The sequence below is a fragment of the Xanthomonas sp. NCPPB 3570 genome (assembly GCF_056725115.1).
The window spans coordinates 533,764-557,971 of sequence record NZ_CM161513.1 but is presented as its reverse complement, the minus strand read 5'-3'; the positions used below and the strand labels follow the sequence as shown (position 1 = coordinate 557,971).

Below are 24,208 nucleotides of genomic sequence, written 5' to 3'. Positions count from 1 at the left end.
GTGTGGCCTTGGTTCCTGGCATTTCTACGCAGGCCAACTCAGACGAAAGCCCGGCATCGCCCAGCGTGCGACCCACACCGCGCACCCGGCAGCGACGCCACCGCCGCTGCCAGGCGCGTTCTTCAGCTTTCCAGCGGCTGCAACTTCAGCAAGCGCCCACCGGCGCCGTCTTCCAGCAGCCACAGCGCACCATCCGGCCCCTGCTCGACCTCGCGGATGCGCTTGCCCATGTCGTAGCGCGCCGCCTCGCGTGCGGTCTCGCCGTTGAACTCGATCCGCACCAGCGACTGCGAGGACAGGCCGCCGATGAAGCCGTTGCCGCGCCACTGCGGGAAGCGGCTGCCGTTGTAGATGACGAAGCCGGCCGGCGAGATCACCGGCGTCCAGCTCACTTTGGGTGCGGCGAATTCCGGGCGCGTGCTGTGATCGGGGATCGGGCGGCCGTCGTAATGGTCGCCGTTGGACACGATCGGGTAGCCGTAGTTGGCGCCGCGCTGGATCAGGTTCAGTTCGTCGCCGCCGGCCGGGCCCATTTCGTGTTCCCACAGCCGGCCGTTGGCGTCGAAGGCCAGGCCGAGCACGTTGCGGTGGCCCAGCGACCAGACCTGCGCGGCGACGCCGCCGCGGTTGGCGAACGGATTGTCGGCCGGGACGCTGCCGTCGTCGTTGAGACGCACGATCTTGCCCAGGTTGCCGCTCATGTCCTGCGCCGGATCGAACTTCTGCCGCTCGCTGGAACTGATCCACAGCTTGCCGTCCGGGCCGAACGCCAGGCGGTGGCCGAAGTGGCCGTTGCCGGACACCTTGGGCTGCTGCCGCCAGATCACCTGCTGCTGCGACAGGGTGCCGCCGCCGCTGGCGTCCAGGGTCAGCTTGGCGCGCATCACCGCCGCGCCGCGGGTGTCGCCGCTGCCGGGTTCGGCGTAGCTCAGGTAGACCCAACCGTTCTTGGCGAAGCCCGGATGCGGCAGCACGTCGCCGAGACCGCCCTGGCCGCCGTAGGCCACCGTCGGGATGCCGGTGACCGCACCGCTGTGGCCGCTGACCGGATCGACGCGCTTCAACGTGCCAGCCTTCTCGCTGACCAGCGCGGTGCCGTCGGGCAGGAAGCTCATCGCCCACGGTTCGTTGAAGGTGGCGACCGGGGTCGCCGAGAACGGCCAGTCGCCGCGCCGCTCGGCCGCCGTGTCGGCGGGTGCGGCCTGCGCCGCAGCGATCGCCAGGCCCATGGCCAGCGCGCAAGCCAAACCCAGGGGAGTCCGTTGCATGACGTGCACCTATCGGTTGGGGTCGAATCCCGAACCTAGCAGACCCCGCGTACACGGCAAGCATGGCGCGGCCAGGGCGTGGCCGCGGTCACGTCACCGCGGCGGGTCCGGTAGACACGTCGCGTATTCAAGAACGTCGGCGCGGCGACCACGCCGCCACGCCCGTCATCAATCCTGCGGCAGCAACTCGAACGCGACCGGCTTGCCACTGGCCGAGGACGCGCACACCCACAGGTCGAACAGGCCCGGCTCGGCCACGCACCGTCCGTCGCGGCCGGTGAAGGCCAGCGCGTGGCGATCGAGGGTGAAGCTGACCTCCATGCCTTCGCCCGCGGCCAGCCGCACCTTGCGGAACGCCTTCAGCTCGCGCACCGGGCGCACCCGGCTGGCGACGCGGTCGTGGATGTACAGCTGCACCACTTCCTCGCCCTCGCGCTCGCCGACGTTGTCGATGCGCGTGGTCACGGTCAGGGTGTCGTCCCAGCCGACCTGGGTGCGGTCGAGCTGCGGCACGCCGTAGGCGAACTGCGTATAGCCGAGGCCATGGCCGAACGGATACAGCGGCGCATTCGGCACCTCGCGCCAGCGCGACTTGAACTCGCTCATCGTCGGCAGTTCCGGCCGGCCGGTGCGCGGGTGATTGTAGAAGTACGGCTGCTGCCCGGCATCGAGCGGGAAGCTCACCGGCAGGCGCGCGGACGGGTTGTAGTCGCCGAACAGCACGTCGGCCACCGCCGGGCCGGTCTGCGTGCCCAGGTACCAGGTCACCGCGATCGCCGCGGCATCGCGCACCGCGCCCTGCAGCGCCAGCGCGCGGCCGTTGCGCAGCAGCACCACCAGCGGCGTGCCGGTGGCGGCGACCGCCTCGGCCAGCGCCTGCTGCGCCGGCGGCAGCACGATCTGCGTGCGCGACTGCGCCTCGCCGCTGTAGCGCTGTGGCTCGCCCAGCGCCAGCACCACCACGTCGGCGGCGCGCGCAGCGGCCACCGCCGCCTCGATGCCGCCGTCCAGCGGCGCTTCCAGCGCGCAGCCGGGGACCACGGTCAGCGCCTGCGCGTCGGCCAGCGCGGCGCGCACGCCGGCTTCCAGGGTCACGTAGCGGCTCTTGTCGCCGAACAGGGTCCAGCAGCCTTCGATGTTGTCGCGGTCCTGCACGAACGGGCCGATCAGCGCGATCTTCTGGCCCTGCTTGCGCAGCGGCAGCACCAGGCCGTCGTTCTTCAGCAGCACGATCGAACGCCGCGCCGCGTCGCGCGCCAGCGCATCGTGCGCGGCGATGTGCGACTGGTCGGCCTCGCGCGCCGGGTCCAGCGAGCGGTACGGATCGTCGAGCAGGCCGATCGCCTCCTTCAGTTCCAGCACGCGGCGCACCGACGCATCCAGCAGCGCCATCGGCACCTCGCCGTCCTCCACCAGCGACGGCAGGTGCGCGGCGTAGAAGCCGCTCTGCATGCTCATGTCCATGCCGGCCAGGAACGCCTTCTTGGTCGCGTCGCGCTCGTCGGCGGCATAGCCGTGCGCGATCAGCTCCATGTCGGCGGTGTAGTCGGAGATCACCACGCCGGGGAATTTCCACTCGCCGCGCAGGATCTCGGTCAGCAGTTCGTGGTTGGCGCTCGCCGGCACGCCATTGATGTCATTGAAGGAGGTCATCACGCTCAGCGCGCCGGCGCCGAAGGCGGCCTGGAACGGCGGCAGGTGCACGTCGCGCAAGGTCTGCGGGGAGATGTCGACACTGGCGTACTCCATGCCGGCAGCGACCGCGCCATAGGCGGCGAAGTGCTTGGGCGTGGCCAGCAGCGCATCGTCGGCGCGCAGGTCCGGCCCGTGGAAGCCACGCACCCGTGCAGCGGCGAAGGCACAGCCCAGTACCACGTCCTCGCCGGCGCCCTCGGCGCCGCGGCCCCAGCGCTGGTCGCGGGCGATGTCCACCGCCGGCGCGTAGGTCCAGTGGATGCCGGCGGCGGTGGCCTCGACCGCGGTGGCGCGTGCGGTGCGCTCGGCCAACTCCGGCTCGAAGCTGGCAGCCTCGCCCAGCGGGATCGGGAACACCGTGCGCATGCCGTGGATCACGTCCGCGGCCAGGATCACCGGGATCCCCAGCCGACTCTCCTCCAGCGCCACCTGCTGGATGCGCCGCCCCAGCTCCGCACCGACGCCGTTGAACAGCGAGCCGACCCGGCCGGCGCGCACCTGCTGCAGCACCTCGTCGGCATTGCGGACGTTGGCTTCCGGATTCACGTCGGGGGCGAACGGGCGCACCATGTCGGCGAAGACGCCGAGCTGGCCGACCTTCTCCTCGACGGTCATGCGGGCGATGAGCGATTCGATACGATCCGAAGCCATGGGGTCCTTTGAGAAAACGTTTACATAGCCGCCAATTCTAGCTCTGCGGCCAGTCGATGGTGCAAGTTCCGGCGCCGGAATCGCCTATTCATAAAACTGTCTACCGACCGGGTCCGGCCCGGCCGCCGCGCACCATACGCCTGCGGACGGATGCCGCATGGGGGAGCGACGTGATGGCACGGCCGAGATGCCCCGCCTCGCAAGGGCCGCGTCGCAGCCGCCGGCCACCGGCACGGCGGCGCCCGCGGCGGCTCAGGAGCTGAAGTAGGCCTCGGCGATGGCGTTGTGCAGGTGGCCGAGGTGGGTCTGGATCTCGTCCATGAACCCGGCAGGGTTGTGCGCGGCCAGGTAGGCCGGGTCGGCATTGCGCACCAGCCCGCTGATGCGCATCAGCGCGCGCTCCACCGGCGGCCGCGGCGGCATGGTCGGCAGGATGTGCTGGGCGCGGACCAGGCAGAACTGCACGCTGCGCGGGAAGTCGTTGTTCTGCAGCAGGAAGCGCAGCGCCTGCTCGCCGGTGACGCGCTGCCGCACGTGGCGCCGGTACATCTGGTAGGCGGCCTGCGCGCGCAGCACGCTCATCCATTGCATGGCCTGGTAGGCCTCGCGGTCGTCGGCCTGGCGCGGGGTGATCAGGCCCGAGGCGCCGGCATCGATGATGCGCGTGGTCATGTCGGCCTGCTCGATCGCCGTGCCCAGGCGCAGGAACTGGAAGCCGATGTCGCGGCTGACGTTGGCGGTCAGCAGCCCGGACACCTTCAGGCAGGCGTCGGTGACGTGGGACAGGAACTCCATGCGGTAGCGGCGGCCGACGCTGCGCTCGCCGTTGGCGTCGATGTGCAGGTGCAGGTCGTTGACCGCTTCCCAGATTTCCTGCGGCAGGGTGTCGCGGATGCTGCGCAGCAGTTCGCGGGCGTAGCGCACCGAGCTGCGCAGCGAGGACGGATTGCGCTCGTCCAGCAGCAGGAAGCGCACCACGTCGGCATCGCCGACGTCGTCGCCGGCATTGGGGAACCACAGCGCGAAGATCTCGCCGGCGCCGACCGTGTCGATCATCGGCCGCCAGGCGAAGCGCACCGAGCGCGGCAGGTCCAGCTGCAGCAGGCTGCCCACCCCCACCAGCCGCGCGGTGGTCTCGGCGCGGCGCACGTAGCGGCTGAACCAGTAGAGGTTGTCGGCGACGCGCGAGAGCATCAGTCCGGCTCCTCGTCCAGGTCCACCACCCAGGTGTCCTTGGCGCCGCCGCCCTGCGAGGAATTGACCACCAGCGAGCCCTCCTCCATCGCCACCCGGGTCAGCCCGCCGGTGGTCACGTAGACGTCCTCGCGCGAAAGGATGAACGGGCGCAGGTCCAGGTGCCGCGGCGCCGGCCCGGCCTCGGTCACGATCGGCGCGGTGGACAGGCCCAGGGTCGGCTGCGCCATGTAGTTGCGCGGGTCGGCCAGGATCAGCTTGCGGAACTGCTCGCGCTGGCGCGTGGTCGAGCGCGGGCCGATCAACATGCCGTAGCCGCCGGACTCGTTGGCCGGCTTCACCACCAGTTCGTCCAGGTGCTCGAGCACGTACTGGCGGTCCTTGTCGTCGTGGCACAGGTAGCTGGGCACGTTGGGCAGGATCGGCTCCTCGTCCAGGTAGTAGCGGATCATCTTCGGCACGTAGGCGAACACCACCTTGTCGTCGGCCACGCCGGCGCCCGGCGCATTGGCCAGCGCCACCTTGCCGGCACGCCAACTGCGGATCAGCCCGGCCACGCCCAGCACCGAATCGGCGCGGAACGCCTCCGGATCCAGGAACAGATCGTCGACCCGGCGGTAGATCACGTCGACCCGGCGCGGCCCGTACACGGTGCGCATGTAGGTGCAGTCGTCGTCGGCCACGAACAGATCGTCGCCCTCGACCAGTTCGATGCCCATCGCCTGCGCCAGGTAGGCATGCTCGAAATAGGCGCTGTTGAAGATGCCCGGGGTCAGCAACGCGATCACCGGCTGGTCGCCCGGGCGCGGCGACAGCGCCGCCAGGGTGTCGTAGAGCTGCGCCGGATAGTCGTCCACCGGCAGGATCGCACTGGTCTCGAACAGCTCCGGGAACACCCGCTTGGCGACCATGCGGTTCTCGAGCATGTACGACACGCCGCTGGGGATGCGCAGGTTGTCCTCCAGCGCGTACAGGGTGCCGTCGGCGTCGCGCACCAGGTCCGAGCCGCACACGTGCGCCCACACCCCCAGTGCCGGGGTGATGCCCACGCACTGCGGGCGGAAGTTGACCGAGTGCTCCAGCAGCATCGCCGGGAACACCTTGTCCTTGACGATGCGCTGGGCGCCGTAGATGTCGCCGATGAACAGGTTGAGCGCGCGCATGCGCTGCTTCAGCCCGGCCTCGGTGCGCTGCCATTCGTGCAGCGGAATCACCCGCGGGATCAGGTCGAACGGCAGCGTGCGGTCGACGTTGCGGCCGTCGGAGTAGACGGTAAAGGTGATACCCATGACCCGCGCGGCGACATCGGCGGCGAGCTGGCGTTCGGACAATTCGCGTCCACTGAGGCTGGACAGGTACTCGATGACCCGGCGCGCGGCCGGACGTGGCTGCCCATCGGACTGGATCAGCTCGTCGAAGGTGGCCGTGCGGTACTTGCTCCAGTCCATCGCGCCCCTTGTTGTTGTGGGCCGGCGGCGAAAGGCGCCGGCATGTTGTCCCGCAACATGCCCGCAGTCGTGACGGCCGTCAAGCCGCCGGCGGCGGGACGGCGTCCGGGGCGCGGCGGATGCGCGCGCTGTCCATGAACATCGCGTCGCTGGAGGCCTGGAACACGCGCAGGTCGAAATTGGGCAGGATCGCCAGCAGGTGGTCGAACAGGTCCGCCTGGATCTGCTCGTACATCGCCCAGCGGGTGTCGTTGGCGAAGCAGTACAGCTCCAGCGGCAGGCCGTTGGCGCCCGGCTCCAGTTGCCGCACCAGCAGGGTCATGTCCTGGCGCACGTGCGGGCTGGCGCGCAGGTAATGTTCGACGTAGGCGCGGAAGGTGCCGAGGTTGGTGATCCGGCGGCCGTTGATCGGCGCCACCCCGCGCTCGGCCAGCGCCCCATTCCACGCGCCGATCTCGTCGCGCTTGCGGTCGATGTACTCGCGCAGCACGGTCAACTGCCGCATCTGCTCGATCTCGGCATCGTCGAGGAAGCGCACGCTGTGCTGGTCCAGGTACAGCGCGCGCTTGATCCGGCGCCCGCCGGCCTCGCTCATCCCGCGCCAGTTCTTGAACGAGTCGCTGATCAGCTTCTTGGTCGGGATGGTGGTGATGGTCTTGTCCCAGTTCTGGACCTTGACCGTATGCAGCGCGATGTCGATCACGTCGCCGTCGGCGTTCTGCTGCGGCATCTCGATCCAGTCACCGACGCGGACCATGTCGTTGGAACTGATGGTGACGCTGGCCACCAGCGACAGCAGGGTGTCCTGGAACACCAGGATCAGCACCGCCATCATCGCGCCCACGCCCGAGAGCAGGATCACCGGCGACTTGTCCACCAGCACCGACACCATCAGCACCGCCGCGACCACGCCGAGCACGATCTTGAGCAGTTGCATGTAGCCCTTGATGGGCTTGTTGTGCGCGTCCGGGCGCCGTTCGTAGACGTGGTTGAGCATGTCCAGCACGCGCGACAGGGCCAGCGCCACGGTCAGCACGATGAAGGCGGCGCAGACATTGCGCACCACGCTGACCATCGCCGCCGGCAGGTGCGGCACCGCGCCGATGCCCAGCGACAGCACCAGCGCCGGGATCACGTTGGCCAGGCGCGGGATCACGCTCAGCTTCACTTCCTTGTCGCTGAGCACGGTGGCGCGCAGCGCCCGCCGCAGCCCGCGCAGCAGGATCCGCTTGGTCACCCAGTTGGCCAGCCACGCCGCCAGCAACAGCGCCACGATCACCATCGCGTCGTAGGCCCAGGGATACGGCGCCAGGGTGTGCTGCAGGTCGGCGAAGAAACGCGCGCCGGGCACCGCCGCCGGGGCGGCGCTGGCGAACGGCAGCGATGCCTGCGTGCTCATGCGCGGCTGCGCTCGATGATGACCCCCACCGCCTGCGCCCCGCGCACCGCGCCGGGCTTGCTGAGCTTCAGCCGCAGCCAGCGCACGTCGAACTCCTCCAGCACCATCGCCGCGCAGCGCTCGGCCAGGGTTTCCACCAGCCCGTAGCCGGACTGCTCGACCAGTTCCACCAGGCGCTTGCTCACCGCCTTGTAGTTGAGCGTATCGGCGATATCGTCGCTGGCCGCAGGCTTGCGGTTGTCGAAGCCCATTTCCAGATCGAAGCGCAGCGTCTGCCGGATCCGCCGCTCCCAATCGTAGATGCCGATCAGCGCGTCGATTTCCAGACCTTCGATGAAGACTTTATCCATTGGGAGCAGGGATTGGGGATTCGGGATTGGGGAATGGTAAGAGCAACGGCAAAAGCAGCGCGTTACGAATCCCGAATCCCCACTCCCGAATCCCGCGCTGCCGCCAACGGCGGCAGCGTCGCCATGTCCCAGCGCGGCGTCACCTGCACCGCGGATGCGGTGTCGTGCAGGCCGGCCTGCAGGCGCAGGGCGCCGGCGAAGGCGATCATCGCGCCGTTGTCGGTGCACAGCGCCGGGCGCGGGAAGCAGGCGCGGCCGCCGCGGGCCTGCGCCATCGCCTGCAGCTTGGCGCGCAGGCGCAGATTGGCGCCGACGCCGCCGGCGACCACGATGGTGTCGCTGCCGGCCGCCTCCAGCGCGCGTTCGCACTTGATCGCCAGCGTGTCCACCACCGCATCCTCGAAGCCGCGGGCGATGTCGGCGCGCACCGTCTCGGACTGGTCGCTGTCGCGCCAGGCCAGCAGCACCTGGGTCTTGAGTCCGGAAAAGCTGAAGTCCAGGCCGGGCCGGTCGGTCATCGGCCGGGCGAAGCGGAACCGCCCCGAGGTGCCCTGCGTGGCCAGCGCCGCCAGTTGCGGGCCACCCGGATACGGCAGCCCCATCAGCTTGGCGGTCTTGTCGAAGGCCTCGCCGGCGGCGTCGTCCAGGGTCTCGCCGAGCAGGCGGTAGCGGCCGATGGCCTCCACCGCGATCAGCTGGGTGTGGCCGCCGGAGACCAGCAGCGCAACGAACGGCGGCACCGGCGCGCCGTGCACCGGGTCCGGATCCTCCATCAGCGGCGCCAGCAGGTGGCCTTCCATGTGATGCACGCCGATCGCCGGCACCTCCAGCGCCCAGGCCAGGGCGCGGGCCACGCCGGCACCGACCAGCAGCGCGCCGACCAGGCCCGGCCCGGCGGTATAGGCCACCCCGTCCAGGTCGCGCACCTGCAGGCCGGCCTCGGCCACGGTCTGGCGGATCAGCGGCAGCAGCTTGCGCACGTGGTCGCGGCTGGCCAGCTCCGGCACCACCCCGCCGTACTCGGCGTGCAGGGCGATCTGGCTATAGAGCGCATGCGCACGCAGCGCGGCCGCACCGGAACGGGTGGTGTCGTAGACGGCGACGCCGGTTTCGTCGCAACTGGATTCGATGCCGAGAACGTTCATGGGGTGCATTGTGCGGCCGAATCGGCGGCAGGCCAAACGGGGTGCTTGCAGCCGCGAAATCTGTCGCTATAATGTGCGGCTCGCCGGGCCTGACCCGGTCACCATTGTGTCCCGGAGATTCCATGCCCAGCGTTAAAGTCCGCGAGAACGAGCCCTTCGAGTTTGCGCTCCGTCGCTTCAAGCGCACCTGCGAAAAGGCCGGCGTGCTGGCCGAAACCCGCAAGCGCGAGTTCTACGAAAAGCCGACCCAGGAACGCAAGCGCAAGGCCGCTGCCGCGGTGAAGCGCCAGCTGCGTCGCACCTCGCGCGACGTCACCAAGCGCCAGCGTCTGTACTGAGGATCGCGGCCTGCGGTAGCGGGATGTGCCGGTTTCGGCATCCGCTACGGTAAGCCCACGAAGCCGGCACGCGCAAGCGTCGCCGGCTTTTTGTGCATCTGCCGCTTTGGCCAGGCGATCCGCCTCGCGCCAGGCATCGGCCCCGCCCCTGTCCCCTCGACGCCCGCGCGCCGCCCCGGCCACACGGCCAGCGCCAGCGCGCTTGCCTAGAATGCCCTTTCCCCTTTTCTCTTCCCTGTGGAGCCCCTCATGACCCTCAAGCAGCAGCTCACCGACGACATGAAGGCCGCGATGAAGTCCGGCGACAAGCACAGCCTGGGCGTGATCCGGCTGATCAACGCCGCCATCAAGCAGAAGGAAGTGGACGAGCGCGTGGAGATGGACGACGCCGCGGTGATCGCGGTGATGGACAAGATGGTCAAGCAGCGCAAGGACTCGGTGAGCCAGTACCAGGCCGCCGGCCGCGACGACCTGGCCCAGGTGGAGCGCGAGGAGATCGTGGTGATCGAGCGCTACCTGCCGAACAAGATGGGCGAGGCCGAGATCGTCGCCGCGATCCAGGCGGCGAAGGCGCAGACCGGCGCCGCCAGCCCGGCCGACATGGGCAAGCTGATGGCCGTGCTCAAGCCGATGCTGGCCGGCAAGGCCGACATGGGCCAGGTCTCGGTGCTGGTCAAGCAGCAGTTGGCCGGCTGACGTTACCGAAGGATTGGCGGGCGGCGGGCTTCACCCGCCTTTCGACGCCGGGCTGCTACAACGCCCGGCAAGCCCGCGCCCTTCCTTCAAGCGTGCAGTGCGGGACCGGCGTTGCGACGCCGCGCGCCGAAGGTCCCGCGCCCATGTCCCTGCCCCTGTCGTCCGATCGCCTGCACAAACACCTCGACCGCCTGCAGCAGAGCCTGCCGGCCGCGCTGGTGCGGCGCTTCGTCGAGATCGACGTGATGACCCAGGCGGCCTCGCTGTCGTTCTACGCGCTGCTGTCGCTGGCGCCGCTGCTGGTGCTGCTGCTGTGGCTCACCGCCTCGCTGTATCCGCAGGCGCAGGAGGCGCTGATCGCGCAGATCGGGCAACTGGCCGGGCACGGCGCGCGCGAGGTCGCGCAGACGGTGATCGACAACGCCAAGAACCAGCCCAACATCGGCTCGCTGGCCGGGCTGTGGAGCACCCTGCTGCTGTTCGTCGGCGCCACCGCGGTGTTCGCACAGCTGCAGAACGCGCTGAACCTGATCTTCCGCACCGACAAGCAGCGCCTGGACGGCCTCATGGCCTGGCTGAAGAAGCGCGTGTTCTCCTTCGGCGTGGTGCTGGGGCTCGGCTTCCTGCTGCTGATCTCGATGATCCTGACCACTGTGCTGCAGGTGGTGTTCGCGCGGATGCCGTCGCTGCTGCCGGCGGTCGGCTACGTCTCGACCCTGGCGATCTACGTGCTGGCCTTCGCCGTGCTCTACCACTACCTGCCCGACCGCCGCGTGGAATGGCGCCAGGCGATCATCGGCGGTGCGATCACCGCCTGCCTGTTCGTGGCCGGGCGCTACGCGATCGGCCTGTACATCGCTACCGCCGCGCCGGGCAGCGCCTACGGCTCGATGGGCGCGCTGGTGATCCTGCTGGTGTGGATCTACTACGCCACCGTGGTGTTCTTCGTCGGCGCGCTGATCACCGCGGTGATCGACGAGCGCCTGCGCTCGCACAGCAAGCTCGTCGCCGCTGGGATCGACCCGCGCCGCGCCGCGCAGGCACCGCCGTCGCCCTGACCGCACGGCGCTGCCCCACGCAGGCAGCGCGCCCAGCGTGACGGCGCACGCGCGTGGCATCCTATGCGGATGGCCCGCATCCCCGACGCATTCATCGACGACCTGCTCGCCCGCACCGACATCGTCGAGGTGATCGGCACGCGCGTGCCGCTGAAGCGCCAGGGCAAGGAGTACGCGGCGCGCTGCCCGTTCCACGACGAACGGTCGGCCTCGTTCACGGTGTCGCCGACCAAGCAGTTCTACCACTGCTTCGGCTGCGGCGCGCACGGCACCGCGATCAGCTTCCTGATGAACTACGACCGCCTCGAATTCCTCGACGCGGTCGACGAACTGGCCAAGCGCGCCGGCATGGACATCCCGCGCGACGCCCAGCAGCGTGGCGCGGCCCAGGCCGCCGGCGACGACCACCGCGACCTGTACTCGGCGCTGGAAGCGGCGGCCAAGTTCTTCCAGCGCCAGTTCGACGGCAGCGACAAGGCGCGCGCCTACCTGGACGGCCGCGGCGTGGACGCCGAAAACCGCGCGCGCTTCCAGATCGGCTACGCCCCGGACGGCTACAGCGCGCTGAAGGACGCATTGGGCACCGACGAACGCCGGCTCAAGCTGCTCGACCGCGCCGGGCTGTTCTCCAAGAACGACCGCGGCCACGTCTACGACAAGTTCCGCGACCGGGTGATGTTCCCGATCTTCGACCGCCGCGGGCGAGTCATCGCCTTCGGCGGCCGCGTACTCGACAAGGACGACGGCCCCAAGTACCTGAACTCGCCGGAGACCGCGCTGTTCCACAAGGGCCGCGAACTGTACGGCCTGTGGCAGGTGCGCCAGGCCAACCAGAAGATCGAGCGGCTGATCGTGGTCGAGGGCTACATGGACGTGGTCTCGCTGTTCCAGTTCGGCGTCACCCAGGCGGTGGCGACGCTGGGCACCGCGACCACGCCGGACCACGCCGAACTGCTGTTCCGCAATGCGCCGGACGTGTTCTTCTGCTTCGACGGCGATGCCGCCGGCCGCCGCGCCGGCTGGAAGGCGCTGGAATCGGTGCTGCCGCGGATGAAGGACGGACGCCAGGCGTTCTTCCTGTTCCTGCCCGACGGCGAGGACCCGGACACCATCGTGCGCAAGGAAGGCGCCGCGGCCTTCGACGCGCGGCTGGTCCAGGCCACGCCGCTGTCGCAGTTCTTCTTCGACGAACTCTCGCGCGAGATCAACCTCGGCACGCTCGACGGCAAGGCGCGCCTGGCCGAACGCGCACGGCCGATGCTGGCGCAGATTCCCGACGGCGCCTTCGGCGACCTGATGCGTCAGCGCCTGGCCGAACTCACCGGCATCGGCGCCGCCGCACCGGCGGCCGCCACGGCGGCGGCGAGCCGGCCAGCGCCGCGCACGCCGCGCCCGGCGCACAAGCGCAGCCTGGTGCGCGAGGCGATCGTGCGCCTGCTGCAGGCGCCGTCGCTCGCACTGGACCTGCCGCCGCCCTACCCGTTCGCCGGCCTGCGCCTGCCGGGCATCGAACTGATGATCGAACTGCTGCAGATCGTGCATGCGCGCCCGGAAATCACCACCGGCGCCCTGCTCGAACACTTCCACGAACGCGAGGAACTGGCCGCGCTGCAGAAGCTGGCGGTGCAGGAGATCGCCGGCGAGACCGCCAGCTGGCGCCAGGAGCTGCACGACGTGGTCGTGCAGTTGGAAAAGCAGACGCTGCAGCAGCGCCTGGACGAACTGCAGGCCAAGCAGCGCGCGCAAGGCCTGGACGAGACCGACAAGTACGAGCTGCGGGAGCTGTTGAAGGCGCGCGCGGGGCTGCATTAGCTGCGATGCGCCAATGCTTCAGGCATCGGCGCCAGCCACGCAAGGTGCGTGGCCGGCGCGATGCCAAACATCGTCCCTGCAGTCAGCCGTCGATCAAGACAATCAGCCGCCCGCAGCAGCGGTGGACGCGGTGAAGGCCGCACGATCCTTTGCCTGTAGGGCGCGTATGCCCGCAGCAGCCTCGTCCAGACGGGTCGCCTGCACCTGCAACAACGCATCGGTATCGATCTCCGCACTGCGCAGCGCGTAACCCAACGGCACGACCGGCGTCAGCCAATCGGCGATCAGCGTTTGGTATGCGGTTCCGTGCTGGATTGCCATCTGCTTGAGAAACGCGAATGTATCCGTCGGCGGGGAGCCGCTGCGTGTTCCCTGCAAGGATTGATTCGCGATCTGGCTGTAGGTGATGCCCGACGCCAGCGCGTTGATTCGGGCCAGGAAGACGAACGCCTCCACGCCGGGGATCGTTCCGTTGTCGTAGATGTGAGGGATCTCGCCCAGCATCTCCGGTACCCAGGCATGCGGCACCACGTCGAGCGTATTCCACATGTCGTGATTCCATGCCTGATACGGCTTCTCGCCGATGGCCGGCGGCGGCAGCATCTGTGCGCACACGTCCGCGAACGCCGCATTTCCCGGCGTGGCGCCAGCAGTGGCATAGCAGTACACATCCTTGCAACCAGCGAGCAGGCCTCTGCTCTTGAACCAGGTCGCCATGGTCGGCGACAACGCGCCGCCCAGGCTATGCCCGGTGAAGACCACTGTCGCGCCGCTTTGCTCCACGGTTTTCAGGAACGCGTCGAGCGTGGTGCCGGGGGCGGCCGCCGAGGCGGGACTCACCATATTGAGCAGGTGCCAGACACCCAGGGCGGTCCCCATGGAAATGACCGGTGTCTTCGGCAGAATCAGCTTGCCCGCCGCAACGGGTCGAGACGACGCCAACGGGTCGTACTTCGCGAATTCGACCGTGGAAGCGACGTCGAAATCCTCCACTAACCAATCGTAGGGCGAAGACGGATTGGTCGCGCAGATCGCCACCACATACACATCGCCGGCAATGCCATTCACGTCGCTCGACTTGGCGACGAACATCGCGTTATCCGAGCGCACCGACTCCTTCGCTTGCCAGATTTGCGGTCCCCATACCACGTCCCAGGTACCGATCGCCGTTTTTGCCGTCTCCGAACCGAGCGTTGCATGCAACACACGTTGATAGTCGGCCTGTATCGCCGAGGCGACGCCATGCCGGCGGCTGACCCAATTGGCCAGGCTCGAAAGCGCAAAAACGGTCTGGTACTGGTCGTACGACATGTGCAAGCTCCTAGTCCGTGGCAATGCCTGGAGGAGCGGGAAGCGCAAACGCGTGCACGACGCGCCTGCGTGCCCGGCGCGCTCCCCATCGACCGGGTGGCCGCAATCTAGCAAGCGGCCGGTACGCGCATTTGACCGAAACGGCCGGCAGCGCAACATGTCTGCGAGTTGTCTACGTCGTGCGTCCGGATTCGCGCGCGGGCGCCATGCTTTCTAGAATGCACGACTCCCCCGCTCGACTTTTCCCCATGCTCAAGTCCTGGCTCGCGCGCCTGCGCATCGAACCGTTCACGCTGGCGCTGCTGTGCACGGTGCTGCTGGCCTCGCTGCTGCCGGTGCAGGGGCGCGCGGCGTCGGTGATGGACGTGGTCACCGACCTGGCGATCGCTGCGCTGTTCTTCCTGCATGGCGCACGGCTGTCGCGCGCGGCCATCGTCGCCGGCGCGCTGCACTGGCGCCTGCACCTGACCATCTTCGCCGCCACCTTCATCCTGTTCCCGCTGCTCGGCCTGCTGTTCAAGCCAGTGTCGCACTGGCTGCTGACCCCGGACCTGTACATCGGCGTGCTGTTCCTGTGCACGCTGCCGTCCACGGTGCAGTCGTCGATCGCCTTCACCTCGATGGCCGGCGGCAACGTACCGGCGGCGGTGTGCAGCGCCTCGCTGTCGAGCCTGCTCGGGGTGTTCCTGACGCCGATGCTGATGGGCCTGCTGGGCGGCGCGCAGAGCGCCATGTCCAATCCGCTGGAGGCGATGGGCAAGATCATGCTGCAACTGCTGGTGCCGTTCGTCGCCGGCCACCTGCTGCAGCGCTGGATCGGCGGCTGGGTCGAACGCCGCCGCGCAGTGCTGCGCTACACCGACCAGAGCACCATCCTGCTGGTGGTGTACACCGCATTCAGTGCGGCCGTGGTCGAAGGCCTGTGGCGCAAGACGCCGCTGCCGGCGCTGCTCGGCGTCGCCGCGGTCGGCGTGGTGCTGCTGGCGCTGGCGATGACGCTGATCACCTTCGGCGCACGGCGCCTGGGCTTCTCCCGCGAGGACGAGATCCCGATCGTGTTCTGTGGCTCGAAGAAGAGCCTGGCCACCGGCGTGCCGATGGCCAAGGTGCTGTTCGCCAGCGGCAGCCTCGGTGCGATCGTGCTGCCGGTGATGATCTACCACCAGATCCAGCTGATCGTCTGCGCGGTGGTCGCGCAACGCTACGCGCGTGCGGCGAAGGCGGACGCGCAGCAGTAGCGAACACCACGCGGCGGCAGCCGATGCGGCGGCCATGCCGGCGCGACCGCAGGGCGAGCGGCGTTCCGCGCGACGCCGCCACGGCATATGCAGATGCGCAGGCGGCATGTGCAAGCGCGGCAGGGGCTGCGTACAGTAGACGGCCGGCACGGCCGGCGCCGTGCCTCCCTCCCCACCCGGTGCCCCCATGAGCCGCATGTTCCGCCGTTCCGCGACGATCTCCGCCAGCCTGGCCACGCTGCTGGCGCTGGGCGCCTGCAAGAAACCGCCCGCACCCGCCGCGCCCAAGGCCGCCACGCCGGCGCCCGCCGCCGACAGCGCCGGCATCGCCTGGCGCGAGGGCGACGTCGACGATGCCTTCGCCGAAGCGCGCGAACACAACAAGCCGGTGCTGCTGTACTGGGGCGCGGTATGGTGCCCGCCCTGCAACCGGCTCAAGGCCACGCTGTTCAAGGACCCGGCCTTCATCGCCCGCACCCGCTCTTTCGTCGCGGTGCATCTGGACGGCGATTCGGAAGGCGCGCAGGCCTGGGGCGAACGCTTCGGCATCAAGGGCTATCCGACCATCATCGTGCTGCGCCCGGACCGCACCGAGATCACCCGCCTGGCCGGCGACAGCGACACCGTGCGCCTGGCCGAGGCCCTGCGCGTGGCCGCGACCCGCACCACGACTTCGGCGCAGTTGCTGCAGCAGGCGCTGACCGCGCCAGCCACGCTGAGCGCCGACGACTGGACCCTGCTCGGCGAATACGGCTGGGCCGTGGATGCGGCGCAGTTGGTCAAGCCGGGTGAGGCGGCCGACGTGCTTAAGCGGCTGGCCGCCGCTGCGCCACAGCCGGCATTGCAGCGCCGTTTCGCGCTGCAGGCGCTGGCGGCGCAGGACCCGGCCAAGGCTGGCGCCGTGGACGCCAGGCACCGCGCCGCCGATCGCGCCCTGCTGCAGGCGGTGCTGGCCGATCCGGCCGAGGTGCGCGCCAATCGCAGCACGCTGACCTATGCGGCGCGCGAGCTGGTGCAGGCCGCGGCCAGCGACGCCGCCGAGCGCACTGCGCTGTCGAACGCGCTGACCCATGCGCTGGACCAGGTCTACGCCGACAGCAGCCTGCCGATCAGCGATCGCCTGGATACCGCCGCCGCGGACATCGCCCTGGCGCGGTTGGCGCAAGGCCAGCCGGCCGAGGCCGGCGATGGCCCGCATCCGCCGCTGCCGCCCGCAGTGGTCGCCAAGGTGCAGCAGCGCGTGCAATGGGCCGAGCAAGCCGCCAAGACCGACTACGAACGTCAGTCCACCATCAGCACCGCCGCCGACCTGCTCGACGAGGCGGGCGACAGCGCCGGCGCCGAACAACTGCTGCTGGCCGAGCTTCAGCGCAGCAAGACCCCGTACTACTACATGCCGGAACTGGCCAGCCTGGCCGAGGCGCGCGGCGACAAGCAGACCGCGCTGTTCTGGCTGAAGAAGGCCTACGAGAGCGCGCAAGGCCCCGCCACCCGCGTGCAGTGGGGCGTGCTCTATGTCGACGGCCTGGTCCGGCTGCAGCCGGACAATGCGGCCGCGATCGAGGCGGCCGCCGGACAGGTGATTGGGGAATTGGCCGGCCAGCCCGACGGCTATCACCAGCGCACCCGGCAGCGCTTCGACACCCTGGCCAAGACCCTGCAGGCCTGGAGCAAGGGTCATGACGGCCGCGCGGTGCTCGCACGGCTGCAGCACAAGATGCAGCAAAGCTGCGGCAGCCAGCAGGGCGACGGCTGCCAGCATTGGCTGAGCTGAGCGCGAGAGGCGCGTCACGCACGGCGACCGCGCAACGCGCTGGCGGCGGCCTCCGGCGCGTTGCACGGTCGCCATTCTCTGCAGATCCGGTGCGCCGCGTCGCCGCGGCGCGATTGCCACCACGCCGCACGATGAACCGTAGGCAGGCTTCGCGCAGCGGCGCACCATGGCGCGCCGTGCGCTCGACCGTTTCCGATCAGGCCGCCACGCGGACCGGCGTCGCTGCCTGAGCGGCGCCCTGGCTGCCGGCGCGGCGGCCGCTGCCGGTATGCGCGCTGAGGCCCTGCGCCTGCCCTTCCAGCGCGCGTGCGGCCTCGGCCATCTTTTCGACCAGCGCCGCGTTCTGCTGCGTGGCGGTGTCCATCTGCACCACGATCTGGTTGACCTGGCCAATGCCGGCGCTCTGCTCGCGGCTGGCGCCGGCGATGTCGGTCATGATGCGCTGCACTTCGCGCACCGAGCCGAGCAGTTCTTCCATGGTGGCGCCGGCGCGCGCGACCAGCGCCGAGCCGCGATCGACCTGCTCGCTGGAACCGGCGATCAGGCCACGCACTTCCTTGGCCGCGTCGGCGCAGCGCTGGGCCAGGCTGCGCACTTCGGTGGCGACCACGGCGAAGCCGCGGCCCTGCTCGCCGGCACGCGCGGCTTCCACCGCCGCGTTCAGGGCCAGGATGTTGGTCTGGAAGGCGATACCGTCGATCACGCTGATGATGTCGGCGATCTTGCGCGAGGCGCTCTCGATGCCGGCCATGGTCTGCACCACGTCGCGCACCACCTCGCCACCGCGCTGGGCGACGTCGCTGGCGCCGTCCACCAGGCGGTTGGCGTGGCCGACGTGTTCGACGTTGCGCTGCACGGTGCCGGTGATCTCTTCCATCGAGCTGGCCGCCTCTTCCAGCGCCGCCGCCTGCTGCTCGGTGCGCCGGGCCAGGTCGCTGTTGTCGTCGACCATTTCCGCGGCGGCGGTCTGCAGGGTGTGCGCGGCCTCGCCGAGCTGGCGCGCGGCATGGATGTCCAGCAGGGCGCCGACCGCGCGCAGCGGGGTGCCGTCGGCGGCGCGCTTGGTCAGACCGCGCGCGCGGAACCAGCGGTACTCGCCGTTCTTCAGCTGCAGGCGGTATTCGATGTCGAAGCCGGTGCGGCCGGTACGGTCGTTGAGGTGCGCGGCGAATGCGTTGAGCGCGAACTGCGCGTCCTCCGGGTGCAGGCGCGAGGACCAGCTGTCGAGCACGTTGGGGAACTCGGCCTCGGAGGCGAAGCCCAGCAGCGAGCGGAACTGCGGCGACCACCAGAACTCGTTGGACGGATTGATCGGGTCGCCGGCGATCACGCTCATGTCCCACAGGCCGTCGTTGAGCATGTCCTGGCCCAGCTCGAAGCGCGTCAGCACGATGTCCAGGAACGCCTCGCGTTCGCGCCGCTCGGTGATGTCGGTGAGCGCGCCGGCCACGCGCAAGGGGGTGCCCTGGGCATCGCGCTGCGTGGTGCCGATCGCGCGGAACCAGCGGTACTGGCCGTTCTTCAGCTGCAGGCGGTAGTCCACGTCGTACGGGGTCTGGCCGCTGCGGTCGCCCAGGTGCGCGGCGAACGCGTCCAGCGTGGCCTGCTTGTCCTCCGGGTGCAGGCGCGAGGCCCAACTGTCGAGCACGTTGGGGAAGTCCAGCTCGGACGAGAAGCCCAGCATCGCGCGGAACTGCGAGGACCACCAGAATTCATTGGCGGGGTTGATCGGATCGCCGGCGATCACGCTCATCTCCCACAGGCCGTCGGTGGTTGCCTTGGTGACCAGGTCGAAACGGACGCGCATCTCGTCCAGATTGGCGAGGGCGCTGTCGGCCTGCGCACGCGCGCGGTCGCGCTCGGCCTCGGCCTCACGCAGGCGCTCGGTCAGTGCCTGCAGCTTCGCCGCGTCTTGCTTGCTCTTGCCCCACATGAACGTCTCCGCGGCTTTGCCGATTTTGGTCGTTCGCTCGGTAACGACCGCAGCCGGCAACACTTGAGCGGAAAAATGAACGAGCTGTTCAGGAAATCCAGTGGTCGATCAGCAGGAACGCGAACAGCGCCATCAAGTACACGATGGAGTAGCCGAACATGCGCATCGAGAACATCTCGTCGGGCGGGTCGAGCATGCGCCAGGCGTACCAGAGGAACACCGCGTCCAGCACCAGGGTGCCGCCGAGGTAGAACACCCCGCTCATGCCCACCGCCACCGGCAGCAGCGTCACCACCACCAGCAGCACCGTGTACACCAGGATCTGCCGGCGGGTATGCGCCACGCCGTGGGTGACCGGCAGCATCGGGATCGAGGCCTTGGCGTAGTCGGCGCGGCGGAAGATCGCCAGCGCCCAGAAATGCGGCGGCGTCCACACGAAGATGATCAGCACCAGCAGCGAGGCATAGGCCCAGTCCCACTGCCCCTGCATGCCGGTGATCGCGGCCCAGCCCAGCAGCGGCGGCGCCGCGCCGGCCAGGCCGCCGATGACGATGTTCTGCGGCGTGGTGCGCTTGAGGAACACCGTGTAGATCACCGCATAGCCGATCAGCGAGGCGAAGGTCAGCACCGCGGTGATCCAGTTGACCCACACCACCAGCACGGTCATCGACAGCGCGGTCAGCAGCGCCGCGAACAGCAGCACCTGCCACGGCAGCACCTTGCCCACCACCAGCGGGCGCCAGGAGGTGCGTGCCATCTGCGCGTCGATGCGCGCGTCCAGCAACTGGTTGATCGCCGCCGCCGCCGAGGCCGCCAGCCAGATGCCGAAGAAGCCGAGCAGGCCGGTGCGCACCTGCGCCCAGGTCGGCACGCCCGGGATCGCCAGGCACATGCCGACCAGGGCGGTGAACACGATCAGCGCCACCACCTTGGGCTTGGTCAGGTCCCAGTAGTCGCGCCAGTGGACGCGGTGCGCGCTCATTGCGGCGCCCGCAAGCGCGCCAGCAACGACACCAGCACGAACAGCAGCGCCACCGCGCCGGCGTTGTGCAGCACCGCCACCGGCAAGGGCAGCGCCAGCTTGACGTTGAGGATGCCCAGGCACACCTGCGCGACCAGCAGCAGCGCCAGCGCCGCCGCCCAGCCGCGCATGCCCGGCGTGCGGCTCAGGCGCCAGCTCAGCCACAGCAGGTAGGCCGCCACCACCATCGCCATCATCCGGTGCGCCATCTGGATGGCGATCCGCGCCGCGCCGTCGAGCACGCCGCCTTCGTAATCCACGCCGATACCGCGCCACAGGGTGAAGCCCTCGCGGAAATCGTGCGGCGGCCACCACTGGCTGACGCAGCGCGGGAAGTTGTCGGCCGACCAGCTGCCGCCGCCGCAGGCCAGCGCCGCATAGTTGGCGCTGACCCAGCCGCCCAGGGCGATCTGCAGCACCAGCACCGCCACGCCCAGGCGCAGCAGCCATTTCAGGCGTGGCGCATCGGCCAGGGTGATCGGCAGGTGGGTGGCGCGCCAAGCCATCCACACCAGCAGCGAGAACATCAGCAGGCCGCCCAGCAGGTGCCCCATCACCACGATCGGCTTGAGCAGCAGGGTCACCGTCCACATGCCCAGCAGGGCTTGGAAGATCACCACCGACAGGGTCAGCACCGCCGCGCGGGCCAGGTCGTCGTTGGACCAGCGCAGCGCCGCCAGCAGCAGGATCGCCTCGCCACCGACCGCCAGCAGCATCGCCAGCCCCGGCCAGCCGGATATGTACAACGGGATCGACAGCGCCACCAGCGCCGCCGCCGTGACGATCTGGGCGATGCCGAGGCGGCGGCGGCGCGCCGCCAGCAGCGACAGCACCAGCACCTCCACGCCCAGCGCACCGGCCAGGAAGCGGTGGATCTGCTCGCGCCAGGCCTTGTGCGTCTCCAGCGGCCGGATCTTGCTGGCGGCGTGGGTGTCGGCTTCGGCACTGGTCTGCGGCCAGGTGATGCGGCCGTAGCAGGTCGGCCAGTCCGGGCAGCTCATGCCGGCATCGGACAGGCGCACGAACGAGCCGAACATGATGGTGCTGGCGGTGAACAGCGCCGCCAGCCAGGCCATGCGGTGGAAATGCCGGAACAGCGCCGGGCGCGCGAACAGGGTCATAGGGAGCGGCTCACAGGAGTTTCAGCAGCTTCGCCAGGTCCGCACGCAGCCCGGCCGGGTCGAACCCGGGGGCATAGCGCAGCACCACGAAACCGTTCGGATCGATGACGTAGACCGGCACGCCGGCCGCATCGCGCACCCGCGGCAGCGCCGCCAGCAGCGCCGGGTCCGGGCGCAGCGCCTGCACCTCCGGCAAGGCCCGCGCGGTGGCCGGCGGCGTGCCGATCCACAGGATCTGCACGTGGTCGGCGTCGTGGCCGAACAGCTGCCAGACCTTGTCCAGGTCGCGCGCCAGCGCCTCGCAGGCATCGCCGCAATCGGCCGGCGGCGCCAGCGCGATGCGCCACAGCCGCCGCTGCGGCTCCCAGGCGTAGACGCGGCCATCGGCCAGCCGCGGCTGCAGCGCACGCAGATCGGCCGGCGGCTGCAGCAGTTCGCCGTGGTTGCGGCTGGCGGCCGGTTGCCAGCCGGAAAAGCGCAACGCGCCGGCGACCAGCATCGAGCCGAAGAACAGGACGAACAACACGATCAGCGGCCAACGGCCGCGTGCGGCCGCCGGGCGCGGGGCCGGGGTGGGAGCATTCATGCCGGGGATTTTCTCATGCGCGCGCGCTCAGCGCCCGCCCCGCCCCCTGCGCGCGCGCCAGCTGAGCAGCGCCGCAGTGACCAGCACCGCCAGCGCCAGGCCGAACCACTGCACCGCATAACCCAAGTGGCGCTCGGGCGGCAGCGTGTTCGGCAGCAGGTCCAGGTCGCGCGGATAGCCCAGCGGCAGGGCCGGATCCAGGCGCAGGACCTGCGACAAAATGTCGCGGCGGCCGAGCGCCTCGCCGATCGCCGCCGGCTCGATGCGCATCGCCAGCCAGCGCTGCGGCGACGGCGCCGCGACCAGCGCCGGGCCCAGGGTCAATCCATGCGACGGTGGCGGCCCGAGCAGGCCGACCAGCGTGTAGCGGCCCTGCAACGGTGCCGGCTCCGGCAGCGCGCGGTCGGCCGGCAGCGGCAACCAGCCCAGTTCCACCAGCAGCGGCGCCGCCGCGCCGTCGGCCAGGAACGGCTGGTATACCTTCACCCCGCTGCGGCCCTGCCGCAGCTGGTTGTCGAGCAGGATCTGCCCGGGCAGGAAGCGGCCAGCGCCATGCACCCAGTGCAGTTGTCCCGACGGCATCGCACGCAGCGCATCGGCCAGCGTCTGCGGACGATCGCGCACATGCGCCGCCTGCGCCAGCAGCGCCTGCTTCTCGTGCATGCGTTGCAGTTGCCAACGGCCGAGCATGCAAAAGCACAGCGCCACCACCAGCGCGACGCTCCAGCCCAGCCACAGCGGCATGCGCCGGCGCGCGCCCACGCGCGAGGCAGCGACGAGGGTCATAATGCGGACACACCATGCGCCGAGACGCCCATGAACGACTCGCTGAAGACCTTGCTGATCGTCGCGTTCCTGCTGCTCATCCTGTGGAACCTGGGCGCCGGCCTGTACTACCTGTTGGTGGACCGCGGCCAGAGCAAGCGCACGGTGAACGCATTGACCTGGCGCATCGGCCTATCGGTGTGCCTGATCCTGCTGGTGATCCTGGGCATCTATACCGGAGTGATCAAGCCCCACGGGCTCGGGCGGTAGACGTTGCTTTCGGGATTCGGGATTCGGGATTCGGGAGCATGCCGTCCGCACGAGCACTTTGCACGTGAGCGATCCAGTCAAAGCGCCTACGAGATGGATTCCCCGTAGGAGCGGCTTCAGCCGCGACGCCTTACCGGTAACGCATCGCGGCTGAAGCCGCTCCTACAACACACCGCAGCCGGGACGCCGGCACGCGCGGAAACCAACCAATCCCCAATCCCAACTCCCCAATCCCCGCCCTCAAAGCACATAGACGAACAGGAACAGCGCCAGCCACACCACGTCGACGAAATGCCAGTACCACGCTGCCGCTTCGAAGGCAAAGTGGTTGTCGCGGCTGAAGTGGCCGCGGCTGATCCGCAGCAGCATCACCAGCAGCATGATCGTGCCCAGCAGCACGTGCGCGCCGTGGAAGCCGGTGAGCATGAAGAACGTGGAGCCGTAGATGCCCGAGCCCAGGGTCAGGTTGAGCTCCTTGTAGGCGTGCATGTACTCCTCGGCCTGGAAGTACAGGAAGGTGCAGCCCAGCGCCACGGTCAGCGCCTGGAACACCATCAGCCGGGTGCGCTGGCCGGCCTTGAGCGCATGGTGGGCGATGGTCAGGGTCACGCCGGAGCTGAGCAGGATCAGCGTGTTGATCAGCGGCAGGCCCCAGGCCGGAATGGTCTGGAACTGGCCGCCGATGCCGCCCGGGCCGTTGGTCGGCCAGGCGGCGGAGTAACCGTCCCACAGCAGCGCATTGGTCATCACCCCGTCGCCCTCGCCGCCCAGCCACGGCAGGATGAAGGTGCGGGTGTAGAACAGCGCGCCGAAGAAGGCGCCGAAGAACATCACCTCGGAAAAGATGAACCACACCATGCCCATGCGGAACGACACGTCGACCTGCCGGTTGTAGTGCCCGGCGATCGACTCGCGGATCACGTCGCCGAACCACATGAACAGCGTCGCCACCAGCATCGCGATGCCGGTGAAGAAGGTCCACTTGCCCCAGGACGCGTCGTTGAGCCAACTGGCCACGCCGATCATGGTCACGAACATCGCGATCGAGCCGATGAACGGCCAGCGGCTCTGGCTGGGCACGTAGTAGGCGTTGGCGGTGGCGTCGGTGCTGGGCTGGGCCATGGCAGGCATTCCG

General features: G+C 69.5%; 21 protein-coding genes. 7 read left to right on the top strand and 14 right to left on the bottom strand.

Features of this window, described 5'->3' with window-relative positions:
- Positions 1-122: 122 nt before the first annotated feature.
- The 7 genes from AC1PLR_RS02510 to tsaD form a co-directional block, all read right to left on the bottom strand.
- Positions 123-1,268 carry a PQQ-dependent sugar dehydrogenase gene (locus AC1PLR_RS02510; RefSeq protein ID WP_481102548.1) on the bottom strand — a complete coding sequence of 382 codons (1,146 nt, stop codon included), beginning with the start codon at positions 1,266-1,268 and terminating at the stop codon, positions 123-125.
- 168 nt (positions 1,269-1,436) lie between these two features.
- Positions 1,437-3,614 carry a glycoside hydrolase family 3 N-terminal domain-containing protein gene (locus AC1PLR_RS02505; protein ID WP_481102547.1) on the bottom strand — a complete coding sequence of 726 codons (2,178 nt, stop codon included), beginning with the start codon at positions 3,612-3,614 and terminating at the stop codon, positions 1,437-1,439.
- A gap of 252 nt (positions 3,615-3,866) precedes the next feature.
- Positions 3,867-4,808, bottom strand: a complete 942-nt coding sequence (locus AC1PLR_RS02500) for an alpha-E domain-containing protein (protein WP_010341632.1) — start codon at positions 4,806-4,808, stop codon at positions 3,867-3,869.
- A complete protein-coding gene (locus tag AC1PLR_RS02495; protein ID WP_481102546.1) occupies positions 4,808-6,256 on the bottom strand; it encodes a circularly permuted type 2 ATP-grasp protein in 1,449 nt (482 codons plus the stop codon). The genes AC1PLR_RS02500 and AC1PLR_RS02495 overlap by 1 nt, the downstream gene beginning before the upstream one ends.
- Before the next feature lie 79 nt (positions 6,257-6,335).
- Positions 6,336-7,655 (bottom strand): mechanosensitive ion channel family protein, encoded by a 1,320-nt coding sequence (locus AC1PLR_RS02490; RefSeq protein WP_481102545.1) that lies wholly within the window; start codon positions 7,653-7,655, stop codon positions 6,336-6,338.
- On the bottom strand, positions 7,652-8,005 hold the full coding sequence (folB, locus tag AC1PLR_RS02485; protein ID WP_010341629.1) for a dihydroneopterin aldolase: 354 nt from the start codon (positions 8,003-8,005) through the stop codon (positions 7,652-7,654). The genes AC1PLR_RS02490 and folB overlap by 4 nt, the downstream gene beginning before the upstream one ends.
- Before the next feature lie 62 nt (positions 8,006-8,067).
- Positions 8,068-9,150, bottom strand: coding sequence for a tRNA (adenosine(37)-N6)-threonylcarbamoyltransferase complex transferase subunit TsaD (gene tsaD, locus AC1PLR_RS02480; protein WP_481102544.1), 1,083 nt, complete (start codon positions 9,148-9,150; stop codon positions 8,068-8,070).
- Between the two features lie 122 nt (positions 9,151-9,272).
- Between tsaD and rpsU the strand changes: the two genes are divergently transcribed.
- The 4 genes from rpsU (at position 9,273) to dnaG (ending at position 13,054) form a co-directional block, all read left to right on the top strand.
- The gene (gene rpsU / locus AC1PLR_RS02475) at positions 9,273-9,488 is read left to right on the top strand and encodes a 30S ribosomal protein S21 (RefSeq protein ID WP_003465342.1); all 216 of its coding nucleotides are present in this window, start codon (positions 9,273-9,275) and stop codon (positions 9,486-9,488) included.
- A 249-nt stretch (positions 9,489-9,737) separates the two neighbouring features.
- Positions 9,738-10,184, top strand: a complete 447-nt coding sequence (locus tag AC1PLR_RS02470; RefSeq protein WP_371183609.1) for a GatB/YqeY domain-containing protein — start codon at positions 9,738-9,740, stop codon at positions 10,182-10,184.
- Positions 10,185-10,327: 143 nt separating this feature from the next.
- Positions 10,328-11,242, top strand: coding sequence for a YihY/virulence factor BrkB family protein (locus AC1PLR_RS02465; protein ID WP_481102543.1), 915 nt, complete (start codon positions 10,328-10,330; stop codon positions 11,240-11,242).
- A 69-nt stretch (positions 11,243-11,311) separates the two neighbouring features.
- Entirely contained in the window at positions 11,312-13,054 is a 1,743-nt protein-coding gene (dnaG, locus tag AC1PLR_RS02460; protein WP_481099750.1) for a DNA primase, read from the top strand.
- A 102-nt stretch (positions 13,055-13,156) separates the two neighbouring features.
- Here the strand turns inward: dnaG and AC1PLR_RS02455 are convergent, their stop codons facing one another.
- Positions 13,157-14,365, bottom strand: a complete 1,209-nt coding sequence (locus AC1PLR_RS02455) for a lipase family protein (protein ID WP_481102542.1) — start codon at positions 14,363-14,365, stop codon at positions 13,157-13,159.
- A gap of 248 nt (positions 14,366-14,613) precedes the next feature.
- Here AC1PLR_RS02455 and AC1PLR_RS02450 point away from each other — a divergent pair, with 248 nt between their 5' ends.
- Positions 14,614-15,603 carry a bile acid:sodium symporter family protein gene (locus AC1PLR_RS02450; protein ID WP_481102541.1) on the top strand — a complete coding sequence of 330 codons (990 nt, stop codon included), beginning with the start codon at positions 14,614-14,616 and terminating at the stop codon, positions 15,601-15,603.
- A gap of 187 nt (positions 15,604-15,790) precedes the next feature.
- Positions 15,791-17,377 (top strand): thioredoxin family protein, encoded by a 1,587-nt coding sequence (locus AC1PLR_RS02445; protein WP_481102540.1) that lies wholly within the window; start codon positions 15,791-15,793, stop codon positions 17,375-17,377.
- A 196-nt stretch (positions 17,378-17,573) separates the two neighbouring features.
- Here AC1PLR_RS02445 and AC1PLR_RS02440 read toward each other — a convergent pair whose 3' ends face one another.
- The 5 genes from AC1PLR_RS02440 to AC1PLR_RS02420 form a co-directional block, all read right to left on the bottom strand.
- On the bottom strand, positions 17,574-19,310 hold the full coding sequence (locus AC1PLR_RS02440; RefSeq protein ID WP_481102539.1) for a methyl-accepting chemotaxis protein: 1,737 nt from the start codon (positions 19,308-19,310) through the stop codon (positions 17,574-17,576).
- 88 nt (positions 19,311-19,398) lie between these two features.
- The gene (gene cyoE / locus AC1PLR_RS02435) at positions 19,399-20,292 is read right to left on the bottom strand and encodes a heme o synthase (protein WP_481102538.1); all 894 of its coding nucleotides are present in this window, start codon (positions 20,290-20,292) and stop codon (positions 19,399-19,401) included.
- Positions 20,289-21,452, bottom strand: coding sequence for a COX15/CtaA family protein (locus AC1PLR_RS02430; RefSeq protein ID WP_481102537.1), 1,164 nt, complete (start codon positions 21,450-21,452; stop codon positions 20,289-20,291). Before AC1PLR_RS02430 ends, cyoE begins: the two co-directional genes overlap by 4 nt.
- 10 nt (positions 21,453-21,462) lie before the next feature.
- Positions 21,463-22,038 (bottom strand): hypothetical protein, encoded by a 576-nt coding sequence (locus AC1PLR_RS02425; protein WP_481102536.1) that lies wholly within the window; start codon positions 22,036-22,038, stop codon positions 21,463-21,465.
- Between the two features lie 27 nt (positions 22,039-22,065).
- A complete protein-coding gene (locus AC1PLR_RS02420) occupies positions 22,066-22,824 on the bottom strand; it encodes an SURF1 family protein (RefSeq protein ID WP_481102535.1) in 759 nt (252 codons plus the stop codon).
- Between the two features lie 30 nt (positions 22,825-22,854).
- On the opposite strand from AC1PLR_RS02420, the gene AC1PLR_RS02415 reads away from it, so the two are divergent.
- A complete protein-coding gene (locus AC1PLR_RS02415; protein WP_010341612.1) occupies positions 22,855-23,073 on the top strand; it encodes a twin transmembrane helix small protein in 219 nt (72 codons plus the stop codon).
- A 240-nt stretch (positions 23,074-23,313) separates the two neighbouring features.
- On the opposite strand, the gene AC1PLR_RS02410 is transcribed toward AC1PLR_RS02415, so the two are convergent.
- The gene (locus AC1PLR_RS02410; protein ID WP_010341611.1) at positions 23,314-24,195 is read right to left on the bottom strand and encodes a cytochrome c oxidase subunit 3; all 882 of its coding nucleotides are present in this window, start codon (positions 24,193-24,195) and stop codon (positions 23,314-23,316) included.
- Between the last annotated feature and the right edge of the window lie 13 nt (positions 24,196-24,208).